Origin of the sequence: Formosa sejongensis, from assembly GCF_033447105.1 — a bacterium.
Taxonomy (GTDB): domain Bacteria; phylum Bacteroidota; class Bacteroidia; order Flavobacteriales; family Flavobacteriaceae; genus Formosa.
Genome location: NZ_JAWQUN010000001.1, coordinates 219,239 through 239,742, shown reverse-complemented (window position 1 = coordinate 239,742; position 20,504 = coordinate 219,239). Strand labels below are relative to the sequence as shown.

19 protein-coding genes are annotated in these 20,504 nt (G+C 32.7%); 10 read left to right on the top strand and 9 right to left on the bottom strand.

What is annotated here, in order from left to right; all coding sequences use genetic code 11:
* Positions 1-33: 33 nt before the first annotated feature.
* Complete coding sequence (gene mutS / locus R6X41_RS00985; protein WP_318496791.1) at positions 34-2,655, bottom strand: DNA mismatch repair protein MutS; 2,622 nt, start codon at positions 2,653-2,655, stop codon at positions 34-36.
* Between the two features lie 133 nt (positions 2,656-2,788).
* On the opposite strand from mutS, the gene R6X41_RS00980 reads away from it, so the two are divergent.
* Positions 2,789-3,325, top strand: coding sequence for an RNA methyltransferase (locus tag R6X41_RS00980; RefSeq protein WP_318496790.1), 537 nt, complete (start codon positions 2,789-2,791; stop codon positions 3,323-3,325).
* Here R6X41_RS00980 and folK read toward each other — a convergent pair.
* Positions 3,322-4,443, bottom strand: a complete 1,122-nt coding sequence (folK, locus tag R6X41_RS00975; RefSeq protein WP_318496789.1) for a 2-amino-4-hydroxy-6-hydroxymethyldihydropteridine diphosphokinase — start codon at positions 4,441-4,443, stop codon at positions 3,322-3,324. The two genes, R6X41_RS00980 and folK, sit on opposite strands and share 4 nt — an antisense overlap.
* A gap of 157 nt (positions 4,444-4,600) precedes the next feature.
* Between folK and R6X41_RS00970 the strand changes: the two genes are divergently transcribed.
* From R6X41_RS00970 to rpsU, 3 genes are all read left to right on the top strand, one after another.
* Positions 4,601-5,305: a queuosine precursor transporter gene (locus R6X41_RS00970; RefSeq protein ID WP_318496788.1), complete on the top strand. Its 705-nt coding sequence runs from the start codon at positions 4,601-4,603 to the stop codon at positions 5,303-5,305.
* 139 nt (positions 5,306-5,444) lie between these two features.
* The gene (locus tag R6X41_RS00965) at positions 5,445-6,308 is read left to right on the top strand and encodes a sigma-70 family RNA polymerase sigma factor (protein WP_057777960.1); all 864 of its coding nucleotides are present in this window, start codon (positions 5,445-5,447) and stop codon (positions 6,306-6,308) included.
* A 41-nt stretch (positions 6,309-6,349) separates the two neighbouring features.
* On the top strand, positions 6,350-6,544 hold the full coding sequence (gene rpsU / locus R6X41_RS00960) for a 30S ribosomal protein S21 (RefSeq protein WP_318496787.1): 195 nt from the start codon (positions 6,350-6,352) through the stop codon (positions 6,542-6,544).
* A 66-nt stretch (positions 6,545-6,610) separates the two neighbouring features.
* On the opposite strand, the gene R6X41_RS00955 is transcribed toward rpsU, so the two are convergent.
* Positions 6,611-7,405 carry a DUF2797 domain-containing protein gene (locus R6X41_RS00955; protein WP_318496786.1) on the bottom strand — a complete coding sequence of 265 codons (795 nt, stop codon included), beginning with the start codon at positions 7,403-7,405 and terminating at the stop codon, positions 6,611-6,613.
* A gap of 41 nt (positions 7,406-7,446) precedes the next feature.
* On the opposite strand from R6X41_RS00955, the gene R6X41_RS00950 reads away from it, so the two are divergent.
* Entirely contained in the window at positions 7,447-8,964 is a 1,518-nt protein-coding gene (locus tag R6X41_RS00950) for a GH3 auxin-responsive promoter family protein (RefSeq protein ID WP_318496785.1), read from the top strand.
* Positions 8,965-9,202: 238 nt separating this feature from the next.
* On the opposite strand, the gene clpX is transcribed toward R6X41_RS00950, so the two are convergent.
* The 6 genes from clpX to R6X41_RS00920 form a co-directional block, all read right to left on the bottom strand.
* Positions 9,203-10,435, bottom strand: a complete 1,233-nt coding sequence (gene clpX, locus R6X41_RS00945; protein ID WP_318496784.1) for an ATP-dependent Clp protease ATP-binding subunit ClpX — start codon at positions 10,433-10,435, stop codon at positions 9,203-9,205.
* A gap of 60 nt (positions 10,436-10,495) precedes the next feature.
* Positions 10,496-11,170, bottom strand: a complete 675-nt coding sequence (gene clpP / locus R6X41_RS00940; RefSeq protein ID WP_318496783.1) for an ATP-dependent Clp endopeptidase proteolytic subunit ClpP — start codon at positions 11,168-11,170, stop codon at positions 10,496-10,498.
* A 93-nt stretch (positions 11,171-11,263) separates the two neighbouring features.
* Positions 11,264-12,592, bottom strand: coding sequence for a trigger factor (gene tig, locus R6X41_RS00935; RefSeq protein WP_318496782.1), 1,329 nt, complete (start codon positions 12,590-12,592; stop codon positions 11,264-11,266).
* A gap of 169 nt (positions 12,593-12,761) precedes the next feature.
* A complete protein-coding gene (locus R6X41_RS00930) occupies positions 12,762-13,103 on the bottom strand; it encodes a phage holin family protein (protein WP_318496781.1) in 342 nt (113 codons plus the stop codon).
* 31 nt (positions 13,104-13,134) lie between these two features.
* A complete protein-coding gene (locus R6X41_RS00925; protein WP_318496780.1) occupies positions 13,135-13,899 on the bottom strand; it encodes an alpha/beta fold hydrolase in 765 nt (254 codons plus the stop codon).
* Positions 13,900-13,920: 21 nt separating this feature from the next.
* Complete coding sequence (locus tag R6X41_RS00920; RefSeq protein WP_318496779.1) at positions 13,921-14,634, bottom strand: pyridoxine 5'-phosphate synthase; 714 nt, start codon at positions 14,632-14,634, stop codon at positions 13,921-13,923.
* 91 nt (positions 14,635-14,725) lie between these two features.
* Between R6X41_RS00920 and R6X41_RS00915 the strand changes: the two genes are divergently transcribed.
* From R6X41_RS00915 to bamA, 5 genes are all read left to right on the top strand, one after another.
* Complete coding sequence (locus R6X41_RS00915) at positions 14,726-15,385, top strand: CBS domain-containing protein (protein WP_318496778.1); 660 nt, start codon at positions 14,726-14,728, stop codon at positions 15,383-15,385.
* Between the two features lie 2 nt (positions 15,386-15,387).
* A complete protein-coding gene (locus R6X41_RS00910) occupies positions 15,388-16,272 on the top strand; it encodes an NAD kinase (RefSeq protein ID WP_318496777.1) in 885 nt (294 codons plus the stop codon).
* A gap of 100 nt (positions 16,273-16,372) precedes the next feature.
* On the top strand, positions 16,373-17,005 hold the full coding sequence (gene porG / locus R6X41_RS00905) for a type IX secretion system protein PorG (protein WP_318496776.1): 633 nt from the start codon (positions 16,373-16,375) through the stop codon (positions 17,003-17,005).
* Positions 17,006-17,064: 59 nt separating this feature from the next.
* Complete coding sequence (gene uppS / locus R6X41_RS00900) at positions 17,065-17,748, top strand: undecaprenyl pyrophosphate synthase (RefSeq protein WP_318497032.1); 684 nt, start codon at positions 17,065-17,067, stop codon at positions 17,746-17,748.
* Positions 17,681-20,356: an outer membrane protein assembly factor BamA gene (bamA, locus tag R6X41_RS00895; RefSeq protein WP_318496775.1), complete on the top strand. Its 2,676-nt coding sequence runs from the start codon at positions 17,681-17,683 to the stop codon at positions 20,354-20,356. Before uppS ends, bamA begins: the two co-directional genes overlap by 68 nt.
* Positions 20,357-20,504 lie beyond the last annotated feature (148 nt).

The window sequence follows — 20,504 nt, the reverse complement described above, 5'->3', positions numbered from 1 at the left end:
TTTTCAAACTACTGAAAATCAATATTAAATAATTTAACTTTTTAAAGTTTTGGTCGGTTTTACTAGCATTCTTTTAATTTCATTAAGCTTCATAAGTGCTTCTACGGGAGTTAAGGTATCGATATCTATATTCACGATTTCCTCTTTAATGTTTTCTAATAACGGATCGTCTAAATTAAAAAAGCTTAATTGTAAATCGTCAGACAGGGTTTTGACCTTATCCGTAAGTTCTTCGCTAGAATGCGATTTCTCCAATTTCTTTAATATCGCATTCGCACGATTTAAGACTTGCTGTGGCATTCCTGCCATTTTAGCTACATGAATACCAAAACTATGCTCACTACCGCCTTCAACAAGTTTCCTTAAGAATAACACATTGTCTTTTAATTCCTTTACAGAAACATTAAAATTCTTAATTCTTGGAAAGGTTTCCGTCATTTCATTTAACTCATGATAATGCGTCGCAAATAAGGTTTTAGCTTTTGCAGGATGCTCGTGTAAATATTCACTAATCGCCCAAGCAATAGAAATCCCATCGTAGGTACTGGTTCCTCTTCCTATTTCATCTAACAATACCAAACTACGTTCAGACATATTATTAAGGATAGAAGCCGTTTCGTTCATTTCGACCATAAATGTAGATTCTCCCATCGATATATTATCGCTCGCTCCTACTCGAGTAAATATTTTATCGACCACACCTATTCTAGCCGATTTTGCAGGTACAAAACTTCCAATTTGTGCCAAGAGCACAATAAGTGCGGTTTGACGTAAAATAGCCGATTTACCAGACATGTTTGGCCCCGTAATCATAATAATTTGCTGAGTCGAACGGTCTAAAAACACATCGTTAGCAATATAAGGTTCCCCAATTGGTAATTGCTTTTCAATAACTGGATGGCGCCCTTCAATAATTTCTAAATCGAAAGTATCGTCTAATACAGGATATACATAATTATTATCGGTTGCCAATTGTGCAAATCCGCATAAACAATCTAATTGCCCTATTAAAAATGCATTTTGCTGTACCGGTTTAATATACTGACTCAACCAAGCCACTAAATCTCCAAACAACTTTTGTTCGATAGCTAAAATACGTTCTTCAGCTCCTAAAATTTTAGATTCATATTCTTTTAATTCTTCAGTAATATAGCGCTCTGCACTTACTAAGGTTTGCTTTCTAATCCACTCTTCTGGGACTTTATCTTTATGTGTGTTTCGTACCTCTATATAATAACCGAACACATTATTAGACGCTATTTTTAAAGATGTAATCCCAGTGCGTTTGCTTTCGCGTTCCAACATCTTATCTAAATAATTCTTTCCTGAAGTCGACAAGCCTCGAAGCTCATCCAACTCAGCCGAAAATCCTTCAGCAATCGTATGTCCTTTTAAGACATTTACAGGCGCTTCTTCATTTAAAGTCTCTTTAATTTTGGCACGCAACACATCGCAACTTTGTAATTTATCGCCTATAATCTTTAAGGCATCGTTAGAAGATTGAGAAGCCAACCCTTTTATGGGTACAATCGCTTCTAATGAATTTTTAAGTTGAATAACCTCACGCGGACTCACCTTTGCTGTAGCCACTTTTGAGATTAAGCGTTCTAAATCGCCTATATGTTTTATATGCTGACGCGTCTTCTGGTGAGTTTCTTTTTCTTTAGTTAAGAAATCGACTACCTCATGACGTTGCTTTATTTTTTCAGCATCTTTTAAAGGTAAAGCCAACCATCGTTTTAATAAACGTCCGCCCATTGGCGAAATGGTTTTGTCTATAATATGTAATAGTGTAACTGCATTGTTATTGGTCGAATTATACAATTCTAAATTCCGCATGGTAAAACGGTCCATCCATACATAATCATCTTCTGCGATACGCGAAATAGATGTAATATGTTCTAATTTATTATGCTGAGTTTCTCCTAAATAATGCAGTACAGATCCCGATGCAATAATTCCTTCTTCTAAATTTTCAACTCCAAAACCTTTTAATGTTTTCGTATTAAAATGTTTCAATAAGGTTTCATTTGTATAATCGGTTTGATACACCCAGTCTTCTAAATAAAACACATGATAGTCGTCTCCGAAAGCATCTTTAAACGTTTTACGCTTCTGTTTAGAGACTAAGATCTCACTCGGATTAAAATTCTGGAGTATCTTATCAATATATTCTTCGTTCCCCTGAGAGGTTAGAAATTCGCCTGTAGAAATATCTAAAAATGAAATCCCGATATTAATTTTCCCAAAATGCACCGCACACAAAAAGTTATTCGATTTCGATTTTAAAACCTCATCGTTTAACGATACACCTGGCGTAATTAATTCGGTAACACCACGTTTTACAATGGTTTTAGTTTGTTTTGGATCTTCCAACTGATCGCAAATGGCAACACGTTCGCCTGCTTTTACTAATTTCGGCAAATAGGTGTTTATAGAATGATGCGGAAATCCAGCTAATTCTATTTCACTTTCGCTTCCTGCACCACGCTTTGTTAAGGTAATGTCTAGAATACCTGCGGCCTTAATAGCGTCTGAACCAAAGGTTTCATAAAAATCGCCCACACGAAATAATAACAAAGCATCAGGATACTTTGCTTTAATCGCATTATACTGTTTCATTAACGGCGTTTCTTTTTTCGTTTTTTTTGCCAAGGGTAAGACGTTTTAAATGTTATTTTTGCATTCTAAATACCGTTGCAATGTAACCATAATTTGATTTTTTTGAAAATATGTATCCACCTATTCAGAAAATCAATATAATTAAAGAATACAGAAACTTAATAGTATGCGTAAATTAAAAAATTCCGAGTTAGACCGATTGAGTGTTGAAGATTTTAAAGACACGAAAAAGACACCGCTTATTATCGTTTTGGATAACATTAGAAGTTTAAACAATATTGGTTCGGTATTTAGAACGAGTGATGCGTTTTTAATTGAAAAAATTTACCTCTGCGGCATTACTGCAACGCCTCCACATAAAGACATACACAAAACAGCTTTAGGAAGTACAGAAACTGTAGCTTGGGAACATGCTGAACACACTTTAGATGTTGTTAAAAAATTACAAGCTAAAAATGTAAAAGTACTAAGTATTGAACAAGCAGAAAACGCAACCATGCTTGATGAATTTACTCCTGAAGCAGACACAACTTACGCCTTAGTCTTTGGAAATGAAGTAAAAGGAGTTACTCAAGATGTGGTTTCTAAAAGTGATATGGTAATTGAAATCCCACAATTCGGCACCAAACATTCGTTAAACATTTCGGTAAGTGCAGGTATTGTAATTTGGGATGTATTTAGTAAAATGAAGGCATCAAACTAAGATTGAATCAATTTTAAAATCGTTAAATAATCGGCGCGATTAGACACAAAATCCATATTGGAAATATCTATAATTTTGACTTTTAATTCTGTTTGATTTTTTAGAAATTCTAGATATCCTAAATTGATTTTATTAAGATAGTCGTCTTCAATGTGTTGCTCGTAATCACGACCTCGTTTTTTAATATTTTGCTGAAGACGTTCTGTATTTTGATACAAATACACGTATAAATCGGGCTTTGCAATTTCTTTATACATGATATAGAATAACTTTCTATAGAGTTTAAACTCGTCTTCTTGAAGTGTAATTCTAGAGAAAATCAATGATTTAAACACATCGTAATCGCTTACAATAAAGTCTTTAAATAAATCGAGCTGAGATAAATCGTCTGAAATTTGTTGGTAACGATCGGCTAGAAAAGACATTTCTAAGGGAAACGCATAACGTGGCGCATCTTCGTAGAATTTAGGTAAAAACGGATTATCTGCAAAACGTTCTAAAACTAGCTTGGCGTTAAAATCTTCAGATATTTTTGTTGCTAAACTTGTTTTTCCCGCACCAATATTTCCTTCAATAGCAATAAAATTTTGTTGAGAAAAATTAAAAGCAGATATCGGATTTTCTAAGGTCTCACTTATCGGATTCAATTCACTTATATCTTCACAATCATTTAATAACATCTTTACAGTTTGCTTAAATACAGGATGTTCCACTTTAGATGCAATATCATTTAAAGGTAATATTACAAATCGGCGTTTTTGCATTTCTGGATGTGGTACGTTTAGCAAATCGGTATTGATAATTTCATCTTCAAAAAAGATGATATCCAAATCTATTACACGTGCTTCGTAACCTGCACCTTCAGTTCGAGTTCTCCCTAAACATGTTTCAATATCTAGTAAATGCAACATAACTTCATCTGGCTGAAGCTCTGTTTTAACAATTAAGCACGCATTTAAAAACTCCTCACTTTCAAATCCAAAAGCTGGAGACGTATACACTTTCGAAATATTATCGACAGTTCCAACAATTTCAAAAATGCGATTAATAGCCTTTTGTAAATGTTGCAATCGGTTTCCTTTGTTGCTTCCTATAGATATGTAAACGTGTTTTGCCATGAACTAAAATATGGGCAAATTAAAGAAAAGTAATTTACTTAAACTTGCATTTCACTATTAAAGAATGATAAAAATTCGACTTGAAATCTGAGACTTTTATATCTGAAAATGTAATTTTGAAATTAAATATGTAGGTTTGTTTTTGAAATTTTTAGAAATGAACCAAAAGAGCATTTTTTTAGCACATCGTATCTACCTATTACTAGGTGCTTTATTCATGACATCTTTAGTGGTTTCGAATCTTATATTTCAAAAATTTTTTTATTGGTACCCTTTTAACCTCTCTATTTTTGGAGCAAATCTGTTCGAAGTGTCGGTGGGCATCCTTCCTTACCCTATCACGTTTTTAATTACAGATTTAATAAGTGAGATTTATGGTAAAAAAGCAGCCAATCAGATTGTCGTTACTGGAATTTTCGCCTCCGTCTTTTCGATGTCTATTATTTATGTTTCTGATATCGTTCCGGCAACTTCTTGGTCTCCTGTAAACGATTCTAAATTTACGAGTGTATTTGGAGGAACTGCAATTGCAGTTTTAGCGAGTATGATGGCCTATTTATTTGCTCAGTTTATAGATATTCAGATTTATCACTACTGGAAAACCGTCACTAAAGGGAAACATTTGTGGTTGCGCAACAATTTTTCCACTTTTTTATCACAATTTATCGACACTTTCACCGTTTTATTGCTACTTTGTTTTTTTGGTAAACTAGAATGGACTAAATTTGCCGGGTTATTAATCAGCGGATTTCTATTTAAGGTCTTAATGGCTTTATTTGATACTCCGTTTTTATATTTAGGCGTTTATCTATTTAGAAAACGTTTCGATCTAAAAGTGAACGATGAAATACAACTTTATTAGGCATGAAATTTGCTCTATAGAGGTGTATTTATGTGAAATTAGCTTAAATATTCATTTTTAATGGATTAAGCGACGTTTTATTAGGATTTGTTAAAAATTCGTTTATATTGATAGATACGCATTAAACTAAAACAGATACATGAGGCAATTAAAGATTACAAAGCAAGTAACGAACAGGGAATCTAAATCGTTAGACAAGTACTTACAAGACATAAGTAAAATGCCACTAATTACAGCTGAAGAAGAAGTTGAATTAGCGCAGCGTATACGTGAAGGAGACCAAGTAGCTTTAGATAAATTAACAACATCTAATTTACGATTTGTAGTTTCTGTTGCAAAACAATACCAAAACCAAGGTTTAACGTTACCCGATTTAATTAATGAAGGTAATGCTGGTTTAGTAAAAGCAGCTAAGCGTTTTGATGAAACACGTGGGTTTAAGTTTATTTCTTATGCCGTATGGTGGATTCGTCAAGCTATCTTACAAGCTTTAGCAGAACAATCTAGAATTGTAAGATTGCCATTAAACAAAATTGGTTCTATTAACAAAATTAATAAAGCCTATTCATTTCTAGAACAATCGCATGAGCGTCCGCCAAGTGCAGACGAAATTGCAAACGAATTAGACATGACAGTAAGCGAAGTTAAGCAGTCTCTAAAAAATTCTGGTCGTCATCTTTCTATGGATGCACCATTAAAAGAAGGAGAAACGTCTAGCTTATACGATGTTGTGAAGTCTGGTGAATCACCAAATCCTGACAACAACTTAATGTATGAGTCGTTAAATCTTGAAATTAACAGAGCATTAGACACTTTATCTCCTAGAGAAAGTGATGTATTGCGTTTATTTTTCGGATTGAGTAATGAAGCACCAATGAGTTTAGACGAAATTGGAGAAACATTCGATTTAACTCGCGAGCGTGTTAGACAAATTAAAGAAAAAGGAATTAGACGCTTACGTCATAGTTCTAAAAACAAAATATTGAAAACTTATTTAGGATAATCCTGAAAATATATTAATAATTACTTAAAACCAGAATTTAGATGCTTAAAATTATAGTAAAAGAAGGCGAGCAAATCGATCGCGCCCTTAAACGTTACAAGAGAAAACACAGAAACGTAAAGGTGATGCAAAACTTAAGAGAAAATCAGTTTTTCACAAAGCCTTCAGTTAAGAAAAGAAGAGAAAATCAAAAAGCGGCTTATATCCAAAACTTGAGAGATCAAGAAGATATTTAATTGTCGACTTTATATAAAGAAAAAAACACGCTTCAGATATTATATCTATAGCGTGTTTTTTCAGTTTTAATCTATGCTAATAGACACATACATCCCTTCGTTACTCCGAATATTAAAAACAGTGTCGTCTTCAAAAATAAGATACTGTCCTTTTATACCTTTTAACACTCCTGAGTATTCGAGCATTTTTTCAATATTCAATGATTTTGGTTTTATTGGATATCGAAGTACCGGAAACTCGATTTCTGTCTCTGAATTGGAATCGATAAAATAGGGCTGTGCTTCTTCAGGAATATAAGCTTTCAACTTGTCTCTCCACTCTACTAAGTTTTCATCTTCAACTTCATTTTTAAGCATGGTACGCCAGTTGGTTTTATCGGACACATAGTCCTTTAATGCGACTTCGGTTATTCCTGCCAAATATCTATTCGGAACCTCAACAATTTCTATCGCCTCATGAGCACCTTGGTCAATCCATCGTGTTGGCACTTGTCCCTTTCGCGTCACACCAACTTTTACTTTACCAGAATTTGCTAAATACACAATATGAGGTTGTAATTGCACTTTCTTTTCGAATGCTAAATCACGATCTTCTTCATCTAAATGTGCTTTGCTTAATTCTGGTTTCATAATCCAATCGGCAGCCTGAGGCACTTCAAAAAAACAGCTTTTACAAAACCCTTGTCTATATATTTTTTTATCTAATCCACAATTCAAACATTGATACTTTATGAATTTAATATTTAAAGTTTTATTTAGTAACTGATTCATATTTATGAAGTCAGAATCAAATACTAAATAATATTGAATAGGTTTGGCATATTCGGTTTCCATTTTTGTTAGAACACCCTCGTAAGTCATAAAAAAAGTATTATTTTTAATTCTTTAAAGATAATGTAAATATGTCAATTACTATAGTAAACTCAATAGCCTCGTGGTTTCTGAAAAAAAGATTTCATCAAATCGATTTATTTCTGAAATACCCGAATGAAGTACAACAAGAGTTACTTTTAAATCTAATTTACACTGCTAAAGACACTAAAATTGGCAGACAACACGAATTTGGTTCCATAAAAAACTATAGAACGTTTGCAGAGCGTGTTCCCATATCTACATACGAAGATTATCAAGATTTAATTGAGCGTTCTCGTACTGGTGAAGACAACATTTTTTGGCCTTCACATATAAAATGGTTCGCAAAATCTAGCGGAACTACAAATGCAAAAAGCAAATTTATTCCTGTGAGTACAGAATCTTTAGAAGATTGCCATTACGCTGCAGGAAAAGATATGCTTTGCATGTACCTAAACAATAATGAAAATTCTCAGCTCTTTACAGGGAAAGGACTTCGTCTTGGCGGAAGCAAAGAATTATATAAAGAAAATGGTACTGTTTATGGTGACTTATCGGCCATTTTAATTGAGAACATGCCGTTTTGGGCAGAGTTTAGTAGCACACCGAGCAATAAGATTTCGTTAATGAGCGATTGGGAAATTAAAATGCAAGCCATTGTAGACGAAACTATAATGGAAAATGTTACAAGCTTAGCCGGAGTACCTTCTTGGATGTTGGTATTACTAAATAATGTATTAGAAACTACTGGAAAAGGTAACTTATACGACGTTTGGCCCAACTTAGAAGTCTACTTTCATGGCGGTGTAAGTTTTACACCCTATGCCGATCAATACAAAAAGATACTTCCAAACAACGGATTTAAATATTACGAAATTTATAATGCCTCGGAAGGATTCTTTGCAATACAAGATCAAAACGATTCTAAAGAATTACTATTGATGTTAGATTATGGTATTTTCTATGAATTTATTCCGATGGACACTTATGGAACACTTGATCAAAAAATTATTCCATTAAGCGAAGTTGAACTCAAAAAGAATTACGCCTTAGTAATCACTACAAATGCAGGACTTTGGCGCTATAAAATTGGAGATACGGTAAGATTTACTTCTATTTTACCATATAGAATAAAAGTTTCAGGACGAACTAAACACCATATAAATGTTTTTGGTGAAGAATTAATTATTGAAAATGCTGAAGATGCTTTAAAAAAGGTTTGCAAACGCACCAAGGCTGAAATCGTAGATTACACGGCCGCTCCTATTTTTATGAAAGTTAAAGAAAAAGGTGCACATGAGTGGATTATAGAATTTAAAAAAGCTCCAGAAGATCTTGATTACTTTATAGAACTTTTAGACAATGCCTTAAAAGCATTAAATTCTGACTATGAAGCCAAGCGTTACAACAACCTGACATTAAATAAACCGACTATACACATCGGGAGACAAAATCTTTTTTACGATTGGTTAAAGCAACATAATAAATTAGGCGGTCAACATAAAATTCCTCGACTTTCTAACTCCAGAGAGTATATGGACGAACTTCTTATTTTAAATGCGAATTAATCATTTGAAATTCAATAGTTAAAAGATGACAAACTAGTCAGTTTATCGTTGATTCGTATACATATGTCTAAAAATTTGTTTTATTTTTTTTTAATCCTAAGATTCAGTATACATTTACGGAGCTATTAATCGAAATCTGTTTAAATACAGTATGTTGCAATTTATTTATGGCAACCAAAATAAAAAAAACCACTCAATTGAGTGGTTTTTTTTATTTTATAAACAATTTCAAAACGTATTAAGACACTGCTTTTAGCTTTTTAACTGCTGTTTTATTCAATTTACTCTCGGTATACGCTTTTGTAACCCTTAGTTCCTTTTCATCACTCCCTGGAAGCTCAAACATCGCATCGGTTAGAACATCTTCACATAACGAACGTAATCCACGAGCTCCTAACTTATATTCTATCGCTTTTTCAACAATAAAATCTAATGCACCATCCGTGATATGAAAGGCAATGCCGTCCATTTCGAATAACTTTTCATATTGTTTAATAATTGCATTTTTAGGTTCTGTAAGAATTGCTCTTAACGTCTTAGTATCTAAAGGATCCATATAGGTTAATACAGGTAAACGCCCGATGATTTCAGGAATTAACCCGAAGTCTTTTAAATCCTTAGGAATAATATATTGTAACAAGTGGTTGCGATCTATTACATCATCAGATTTCGAAGCACTATACCCTACTGCTTGCATATTTAAACGCTTAGAAATGTTACGTTCAATACCATCAAAAGCACCACCAGCAATAAATAAAATGTTTTCTGTATTCACTTCAATAAACTTTTGGTCTGGATGCTTACGTCCTCCTTTTGGCGGTACATTAACAACGGTTCCCTCTAAAAGTTTTAGTAAAGCCTGTTGTACACCTTCTCCAGATACATCTCTCGTTATTGAAGGATTATCGCTTTTACGTGCAATTTTATCAATCTCATCTATAAAAACAATTCCTTTTTCAGCTTTTTCGAGACTATAATCTGCGGCTTGCAACAAACGTGTTAAAATACTTTCAACATCTTCTCCAACGTAACCTGCTTCAGTTAAAACTGTAGCATCTACAATAGCTAAAGGCACGTTTAACATTTTAGCAATGGTTTTAGCCATTAATGTTTTACCTGTACCTGTTTGCCCAACCATCATAATATTACTTTTCTGTATTTCAATATCGTCTTTCGATGGAGATTGTAATAAGCGTTTGTAATGGTTATAAACTGCAACAGACATTACCTTTTTAGTCATATCTTGACCAATAATGTACTCGTCTAAAAATTCTTTAATTTGAACAGGTTTACGCAACATTAATTCTGCAGACAAATCGCTATTGTCTGTTTGTTTAGATTCCTCTACAACAATGCCGTGTGCTTGTTCGATACAACGATCGCATATATGCGCATCTAAACCTGCTATTAATAAACTAGTCTCAGGTTTTTTTCTTCCACAAAACGAACATTCTAATTCTTCCTTTGCCATAAATCTTTTTTAGTTTCACTTTTAAATATTAGCGAAATGCTATTATTTTTTTGAATTATATTAGCTTCTCACTAATATTTCATCAATCATACCGTACTCTTTTGCTTTATCCGCTTTCATCCAGTAATCACGATCACTATCTGCATATACTTTGTCGTAATCTTGACCAGAATGCTTACTAATAATCTTATATAATTCCTCTTTCAATATTAAAATTTCACGAGCTGTAATTTCAATATCACTAGCTTGTCCTTGTGCTCCTCCTAGAGGTTGGTGAATCATAACACGTGAATGTGTTAAACCACTACGTTTCCCCTTAGCACCTGCACATAATAAAACAGCTCCCATAGATGCTGCCATACCAGTACAAATTGTTGCAACATCTGGCTTAATAAACTGCATGGTATCGTAAATACCTAAGCCTGCATATACACTTCCTCCTGGAGAGTTAATGTAAATTTGGATATCTTTATTAGCATCTGTGCTTTCTAAGAACAACAATTGTGCCTGAATAATGTTTGCCACTTGGTCGTTAATTCCTGTACCCATAAATATGATACGATCCATCATTAAACGTGAAAACACATCCATTGACACAGCATTCATTTGGCGCTCTTCAATAATGTTTGGGGTTAAATTTGTAGGATACATGCTGCCAATAATTTGATTGTAGTATGTACTGCTAATCCCTTGATCTTTTATAGCGAATTTTTCGAACTCTTTTCCGTAATTCATAATGTTATTTAAATTTAAATAATGAATAAAATAGGCGCTGAATAACACCTATTCAACGCCTAAATATAATGATTATTCTTTAAAACAGTAGACTTATTTGTCTCCGTAAACTTCTTTAACAAAGTTTTCGTAAGTCACTTCTTTTACTTCTAAATTTGCTTTTTCTTTATAAACTTCTAATAGCTTTTGGCTAACGATTTGTTCAGAAATACGACGTGCTTCTTCTTGATTACCAAGTACACGTGCAGCGATGCCTTCTAATTCTTCTTCTGAAGGATTTAATTGACCAAATTGAGCCATTTGAGCTCTAATCATGGTTTTTGCATGACCTTTAATATCATCCATAGTAATTTGGATGTTATTAGCCGTAATTAATTTTCCTTCGATTAATTGGTAACGCATACTTTTTTCAGACTTTTCAAACTCTTCTTTTGCAGCGGCATCATCTACAGGAGTTTCTCCTGAGGCTTGAATCCATTTTTGTAAGAATTCTGATGGTAAATCGAATTTAGTATTGTCTACTAAATATTCAGTTACATCATTTAAAAGTTTTTGATCTGCTTGTTGCACGAATTGCTTTTCAGCATCTTCTTTAATCTTTTCTTTTAATTCTGAAACAGATTTTAAAGTTCCTTCTCCAAATAATTTATCGAATAACTCTTGATCTAAATCTGCAGACTCACGTTTATTTATTTCAGTAATTGTGAATGTTACTTCAATATCTAAATCATGAATTTCTTCGTGAGATATTTTTAAAGCATGCATTAAATCGTGGTCGTCTGTATAAAGACCTTTAGTTTTTAACGTGATAACGTCTCCTACTTTAGAGCCAACAAATTTCTTTGAATTTGTTTTCCCTTTAAGCTTGTCTAAAGTTAAAGTTAAGGTGTTTTCTATTTCTTTCTCTTCGTTTTTAAAAGTTCCAGTAATTTCACTGTCATCTTCTACAACGTCTTGAAGTATTAATTTTCCATATTGTTGTTGGATACGCTCAATCTGCTCGTCGATCATTTTATCGTCTGCAACAATATTATATTGAGTAATTGCTTTATCACCTTTTAATTCAACATCGAATTGTGGAGTTAACCCTAATTCAAATTCAAAAGAAAATGCTTCAGATTCCCAATCAATTCCTTCTTGAGCTTTAGGAAGTGGTTGTCCTAAGACATCCAATTTTTCTTCAGTTAAATATTTATTTAAAGCGTCTTGTAATAATTTATTTACTTCTTCTACCAATACAGATTTACCATATTGCTTTTTAACCATTCCCATTGGAACATGTCCTTTTCTAAAACCAGGAATGTTAGCTGTTTTGCGGTAATCTGTTAAGATTTTTTCTACTTTATCGCTATAATCTTCTTTAGCAATATCAACTTTTACTACAGCATTTAATGCATCGATGTTCTCTCTTGTAATATTCATTTTAAATGATATAAAACCCAGATTGGGCATTTAACATAAGTTTCTGTTCTAATTTTCTAACATAAAAGCACAGATTCTCCTTGATTTTTCTAATTAAAAACGGGCTGCAAAAATAAAACATTTTTACAACCCTACAAAGTTTTTAACGTCTTGTATTTCAGACTATTTTTCAATCCTCTCCCACAATACTGTATATTATAGATTGAAGTATGGTTAGTAATATACTAAAGAGTATCCCCGACCAAATAGAATCTACAAAAAAACCACCAACTAAATATCCAGCAAGCAAAATGATTAATCCGTTAATAACGAATAAAAACAAACCTAAGGTTACCACAGTAACAGGAAAAGTTAATATCGTTAAGATTGGTTTTACCAAAAAATTCAAAACAGCTAAAACCAAGGCTACTATTATAGCCGTCCCATAACTATCTACATGTATACCTGATAAAATATTAGACAATAATACAACGATTAACGCTGTTAAAAGAAATTTAATGATTTGTTTCATATTAATAATTTTCAACTAATTTACAGATTATTTATGAAATAAATTGCAACACCTCATTGTAAAAATCTTCTGGATTTTCTGCATGCAACCAATGTCCAGCATTTTTAATAGTTACAATAATCGCTTTAGGAAAATGTGCTTTTATAATACTTTCGTCTTGGAATGAAATGTATTCTGATTTATCTCCTCGAAGAAATAATGTATCTCCCTCGAATCTTGCATGTAATGGCAACGGTTCTCCAACTTCTGAAACATTTTCTGTTAAAGCTTCAACATTTATACGTAGCCCTAATTGTCCTTTTTCTACCCAATATAAATTCTTCAGTAAAAACTGACGTGTTCCAAAATCTGAAACATATTGTGCTAATTCTTTATCTGCCGCACCTCTTGTTTTAATCTTCGAAAAATCTAAAGCGCTTAATCCGTTTAAAATCGCATCGTGATGCACTGGATAAAAGCGTGGTGAAATATCTGCCACAAGCAATTTCGACACATATTCAGGATATTTAGTAGCGAATAACATTGCTGTCTTCCCTCCCATAGAATGCCCTAAAAGCACGATGTTTTTTAAATTATTTGTATCGCAATAGTCTTTTAAATCTTCTACTAAAAGTTCGTAACTAAAATCGTCACTATGAAAGCTTCTCCCGTGGTTACGTTGATCTAAAAGATGTACCTGAAAATTATTTTCGCTAAACTTCGAACCTAAAGTTTTCCAGTTATCACTCATTCCTAAAAACCCATGAAGAATAATAAACGGCTTACCTTCTCCTAATATATTAGCATATAATTGCATTACTTTCTGTTTTTTGAAAAATTATTTCAGTTTATTTAAATACATATTCACAACGTTTTCAATCCCTAGGTACAAACTTTCCGAAATTAAAGCGTGACCTATAGAAACCTCTAATAAACCAGGAATATTATCTTTAAAAAATTTAATATTATCTAATGATAAATCGTGACCGGCATTTATACCCAAACCTAAACGCTCTGCCAAAACAGCACATTCTGTATATGGTAAAATACTTTTAGAATTTCCTAAACCGAATTGATGCGCAAATGCTTCTGTATATAATTCAATTCTATCTGTTCCTATTTCTTTAGCACCTTCTATTTGCTTTAAATCGGGGTCTACAAAAATAGACGTACGAATATTGTTACGTTTACACTCTTCAACAATATCTATTAAAAAATCTTTATGCTTAATTGTATCCCATCCTGCATTAGATGTAATCGCATCGTCTCCATCGGGGACTAAAGTAACTTGAGTAGGTTTTATTTCTAAAACCATATCCATAAACTTTTTAATAGGATTTCCTTCAATATTATATTCGGTATACACTTCCGGTTTTAAATCGAATGCATCTTGGTAACGTATATGACGCTCGTCTGGTCGTGGATGAATGGTTACACCTTCGGCACCATAACGTTGAACATCTTTAGCAAATTGAACAACATTTGGAAAATCGCCGCCTCGAGAATTTCTTAGCGTTGCTATTTTATTAATATTTACACTTAATTTTGTCATGAATCCTATTTTAATAAAGCAAAAATACAAAGTAGAACAGGCTTATTGTACTATTTTTTAATTAATTTGCACACATATAAATTAGGATAAAATGAATCTTTCCGAATATATTATAAATGATATAAAACCGTTAAGTACGGCCGATAAAATTAGCGATATGCAATTGCTTTTTAATCAGCTTACCTACACACACATTCCTATTAATAATCCGGACAATACCTATATAGGTTGTCTTTCGGAAACAGATGTGTATTGTTTTGAAAGAGACAAATTTATTAAAGACTACGCTTATGCTGCTGAAGGCTTTTTTGTTCGCGAAGATGCCATTTGGTTAGATGTTTTAGAAACTTTTGCCCAGAACTCTTCTAATATTATGCCTGTTTTAAATGCCAATAATGAGTATTTAGGTTATTACGAGCTGAATGATATAATTACATTATTTAACCAAACTCCATTTTTTGCCGAAGATGGAGGGACTTTAGTTATCGAAAAAGGAATAGACGATTATTCGTTTAGTGAGATTTCTCAAATTGTAGAATCTAATAACGGAAAATTATTAGGTGCCTTTATTTCAAAAATGGAAAACGGATTAGTTCAATTCACTTTAAAAATAGGAAACACAAGTCTAAACGAAGTTATTCAAACTTTTAGACGCTATAATTACAGTATTATTTCTGGACATGAAGACGATAGTTATATTGAAAACCTCAAAGAACGATCGGATTATTTAAATAAATATCTAAACATGTAAGTATGAAAATAGCCATTTTCGGACAATTCTATCATAAAAATTCTGATGTTCCTGTTGAAATTTTACTCAGACATCTCTTAAAAAAGAATGCTGATATCCATATTGAGCGTAACTTTTTTGATTTAATTCATAATGAAATAGAAGACGATCAAAAATATAATGTATTCAAAACGTTTGATACTTTAGATCCTTCTTTCGACCTATTAATAAGTATTGGCGGCGACGGTACTATATTAAGAGCAGTAACCTATATAAAAGATTTAGGCATTCCTATTGTTGGTATTAATGCTGGCCGATTAGGATTTCTAGCAACTATTCCAAAAGAATATATAGAAAAAGCGATAGACGATATTTTAAATGGAAACTATAAAATTTCAGAACGCAGTTTACTAACAATAACAACGTCTCCTGAAAATAAGGATATTAAAAACATGAATTTCGCTTTAAACGAAATTGCAGTTAGCAGAAAGGATACAACTTCTATGATTACTGTTGAAACCTTTTTAAACAATGAATATTTAACGTCCTATTGGAGCGACGGCCTTATAGTATCGACACCAACAGGATCTACAGGGTATTCTTTAAGTTGTGGTGGTCCTGTAATTACTCCAGACACGAACAGCTTAGTATTAACACCCATAGCACCTCATAATTTAAATGCAAGACCTTTAGTTATAACCGATTCTACAGAAATTAAATTAAAAATTAGCGGACGTGAGAACACCTACTTAGTGTCTTTAGATTCTAGAATTGCTACTATTAATAACGAAACGGTATTAACAATTAAAAAAGCCGACTTTAAAATTAAAATGATAGAGTTATTAGACGAAAGCTTTCTAAATACCCTTAGAAAAAAACTATTGTGGGGAGAAGATAAACGTAACTAAACAATAATATAGCGCAATTTCAGTTTTTACACTAAGACAAATTAATTCAATTTGTCTTAGTGCTTGTCTTATTTGTTATATTTGCAAACTTTAAAACTTTATGAAGTATATAATCGTACTTATTATAAATCTTTTTTGCCTACAGCTTAGTTATTCACAAATACACGAATTTGGTGTATTTATAGGTGGAAGTAGTTTAATTGGGGATGTTAGCGAACCCCAAATCACTCCTAATCAATTAGCATTAGGAGGTTTGTATAAATGGAACAAGACTTCCAGATATTCTTGGAGAATATCTGGGATAATTTCAGAATTTCAAACAACCGAAGATAAGGCGTCAAAGACTGTTGGTGAAATATCTGCAGGATTGGAATTCAATTTTTTTGAATTCGATTTACATCATTCAGGAATTACACAAACACCTTATTTATATACAGGTTTAAGTACCATTATGTATAAGGACGAAAGTTTAAATAATAAATTGGCTTTAGGAATACCAATAACCTTTGGTTATAAGTTCAGAATTAGTCAATCTTTTATTTTAGGAGCAGAGATTGGAGCGCGATATACATTTACGGATAATTTAGATGGAAGTAATTATATTGACAACACAAACCCTGATGCTCCTATAGATTATAGCTTTGGAAATTTAAACAATAACGACTGGTATGTATTTACAGGAATTACAGTAACTTACACTTTTGGTAGAAACCCTTGTTATTGCATTAATTAAAACACATTTTGAAAGAAAAAATTAATACAGATAGATTACCCAAACACATTGCCATTATTATGGACGGTAATGGACGTTGGGCAAAACAAAAAGGGTTCCTACGAGCTATTGGCCATGAAAACGGAACAAAATCTGTTAAAGACACCGTAGAAACTTGTGCAGAATTAGGTGTAGAAAATCTTACATTGTACGCCTTTTCTACAGAGAATTGGAATCGTCCTAAATTAGAAGTAGACACTTTAATGAAGCTTTTGGTCAGCTCTTTAAAAAAAGAAATCAAAACACTTCAAGACAACAATATTAAATTAAATGCAATAGGGAATTTAACAGCTTTACCTAAAAAAGTATGTAAAGAGTTGCAAGAAGTTATTACAAAAACCGAAAACAATTCTAGAATGATCCTGACATTAGCTTTAAGCTACGGCTCTAGAGAAGAATTAATTTCGGCAGTTAAAGAAATAAGTAATAAAGTTAAAAATAATATAATTTCTTCAGAAAGTATTGACGAATCGGTTATAAATAAGCATCTTTACACGCAAAATTTACCGGACGTAGATTTGCTTATACGCACTAGCGGCGAACAACGAATAAGCAATTTCTTACTATGGCAAATAGCCTATGCCGAGCTATATTTTACAGATGTACTTTGGCCAGATTTTACTAAGCAACATTTGTATGATGCTATTATTGATTATCAAAAAAGAGAACGCCGTTTTGGAAAAACAAGTGAACAACTTAGCTAATTCATTATCATTGAAAACATATTTACCATTTATTTTTATTTTACTTTTTTCATTAACAACGACTTACGTTAATGCTCAGGTTGGACAACCAACTGGAGAAAAATATACTATCGCAGAAATTACAGTTTCTGGAAGTTCTAGCTTTAGCGAGCAAACAATTGTAACATATTCTGGGCTTAGAAAAGGGTCCATTATATTAATTCCTGGAGAAGAAATTAGTGAAGCCATTAAAAAGCTTTGGAAATCTGGATTATTTAGCGATATTGAAATTTACATTAAAGATGTACACGACAATGTTGCCAGTTTAGAAATACATTTATACGATTTACCTACATTAGATAATTTAAAAATTACAGGTGTTAAGAAAAGTAAATTCGACGAAATAATCGAAGACAACAATCTTAACGAAGGTGTAAAAGTTACAGAAAACTTAATTACAACTACAAAAAACTACTTAGAGTCTAAGTATAAGAAAGACGGTTTCTACAACACTAAAGTGAATATTAATGTTATACCTGTTATAGATTCTTTAGATTCTAAACCTGGTGTAAACATGGTAGTATCTATAGACACAGGTAAGAAAGTTAAAATTGAAGCCATAAACTTTGAAGGCAATACCGTTCTAACAGATAAACAATTACTCGCTAGTATGAAAGAAACTAAGGAGAAAATGTTTGTACGTGTATGGAAACGTTCTAAATTTATTGAAGCAGATTACAAAACAGATTTGGTTAGTGTTATAGACACTTATAAAGAAAACGGTTATAGAGATGCCCGTATTCTTTCCGACAATATTGTTGTTAACAACGACGAGACCATTTCAATTAATATTGATATAGAAGAAGGCGCTAAATATACTTTTGGTAAAATTGATTTTATAGGAAACACAGTTTATACAGACGAGTATTTAACTACCATATTACGTGTACGTCCAGGCGAAACCTATAATGGTGTATTATTAGAAAAAGGAATTGCCGATGATTCTAGACCAGACGGTAACGACATAACCAACTTATACCAAAACAACGGATATTTATTCTCTACAATTGATGCTGTAGAAACAAATGCTGATGGGAATGTTATAGATATGCAAATTAGAATTTCCGAAGGTAAGCCAGTATACTTTAATGAAGTATCGGTAGTTGGAAACGAAAAAACAAACGATCATGTAATTTACCGTGAAATACGAACGCGTCCGGGCGAATTGTACAGTAAAGCAAATGTTGTTAGAACCGTTCGTGAATTAAGTCAGTTAGGATTTTTCGATGCAGAACAAATATCTCCAAACTTTAACAATCCTAATCCTAATGAAGGGACTATAGATATGGAATATGAAGTTGTAGAAACGGGTTCCAGCCAAATCGAACTACAAGGTGGTTACGGAGGTGGAGGTTTCATTGGAACTTTAGGGCTTTCATTTAACAACTTTTCATTAAAAAATATTTTCAATAAAGAAGCCTATACTCCATTACCAATGGGAGATGGACAACAACTAGCGTTACGTTTACAAGCCAGTCAGTTTTATAGAACGTATAGTTTCTCGTTTTCTGAGCCATGGATGGGTGGAAAAAAACCAGTACAATTTTCTACATCTATATCTTACTCTAATCAATTTTTATACGATTCGACAACAGGTAAAGCAGATCAAGACAGACGTTTTAATATTCTAGGAGTTACGGTTGGTTTAGCCAAACGTTTAACAGTACCAGATGATTTCTTTACATTATCTCAAGCCGTTAGTTATCAGCATTACAACCTTAAAAACTATAGCACAGGATTATTTACATTTTCTGAAGGATATTCAAACAGTTTAGCTTACACCATAGGTTTAACGAGAAACAACACTTGGAACGATCCTGTTTTCCCTTTAGGAGGATCTAATTTTAATGTAAGTGCTAAATTATCTTTACCATATTCTTTATTTAATGGTGTAGATTATGAAGCATTACAAGAAGAGCGTTTAGAAGAAGAAGTTATATTTAATGATCCAGACTCGTCTGTTTCTGCTCAAAATGCAGCTTACCAACGTATGGGAGAAATTGATCAAATACGATTTAATTGGTTAGAATTTTATAAAGTTCAATTTAAAGGAGAATGGTACCAAAGCATTATTGGTAAATTAGTCTTAAAACCAACTGTAGAATTTGGTTACTTAGGTGCTTATAACCAAGCTAGAGGTGTTATTCCTTTCGAACGTTTCTTTTTAGGAGGTGATGGTTTAGGAAGTTATAGTTTAGATGGTAGAGAGGCCGTTGCATTACGTGGTTATCCGAACCAATCTATTCAGCCTGTAAATATATATGGAGAACCAACAGATGATGGTGCTGCGATTTATAACAAGTTCTCTTTAGAACTACGTTACCCAATTACTTTAGAAGCGTCTGCAAAAATATATGCACTTACCTTTGTAGAAGGTGGTGCCGCTTTTAACACCTTTAGAGACTATAACCCATTCCAATTAAAACGTTCTGCCGGTGCAGGTTTACGTGTATTTATGCCTGCCTTTGGTTTATTAGGTATTGATTTTGGTTACGGATTTGATCCGTTACCAGGACAAACTCAGCCTAATGGTTGGGAAACTCACTTTATTATTGGACAACAATTTTAATTTGGCATGATATTTTCTATAAAACATTATGTATTTAATTCATGATTTAAAAGCTATAAAGTTAAAATTTGTTAAGTTTGGAAACTTTAATTCAGGAAGTGACAGAATAATTTAATTCATCTGTCGTTTGTAAAGTTTAGCAGTTAAT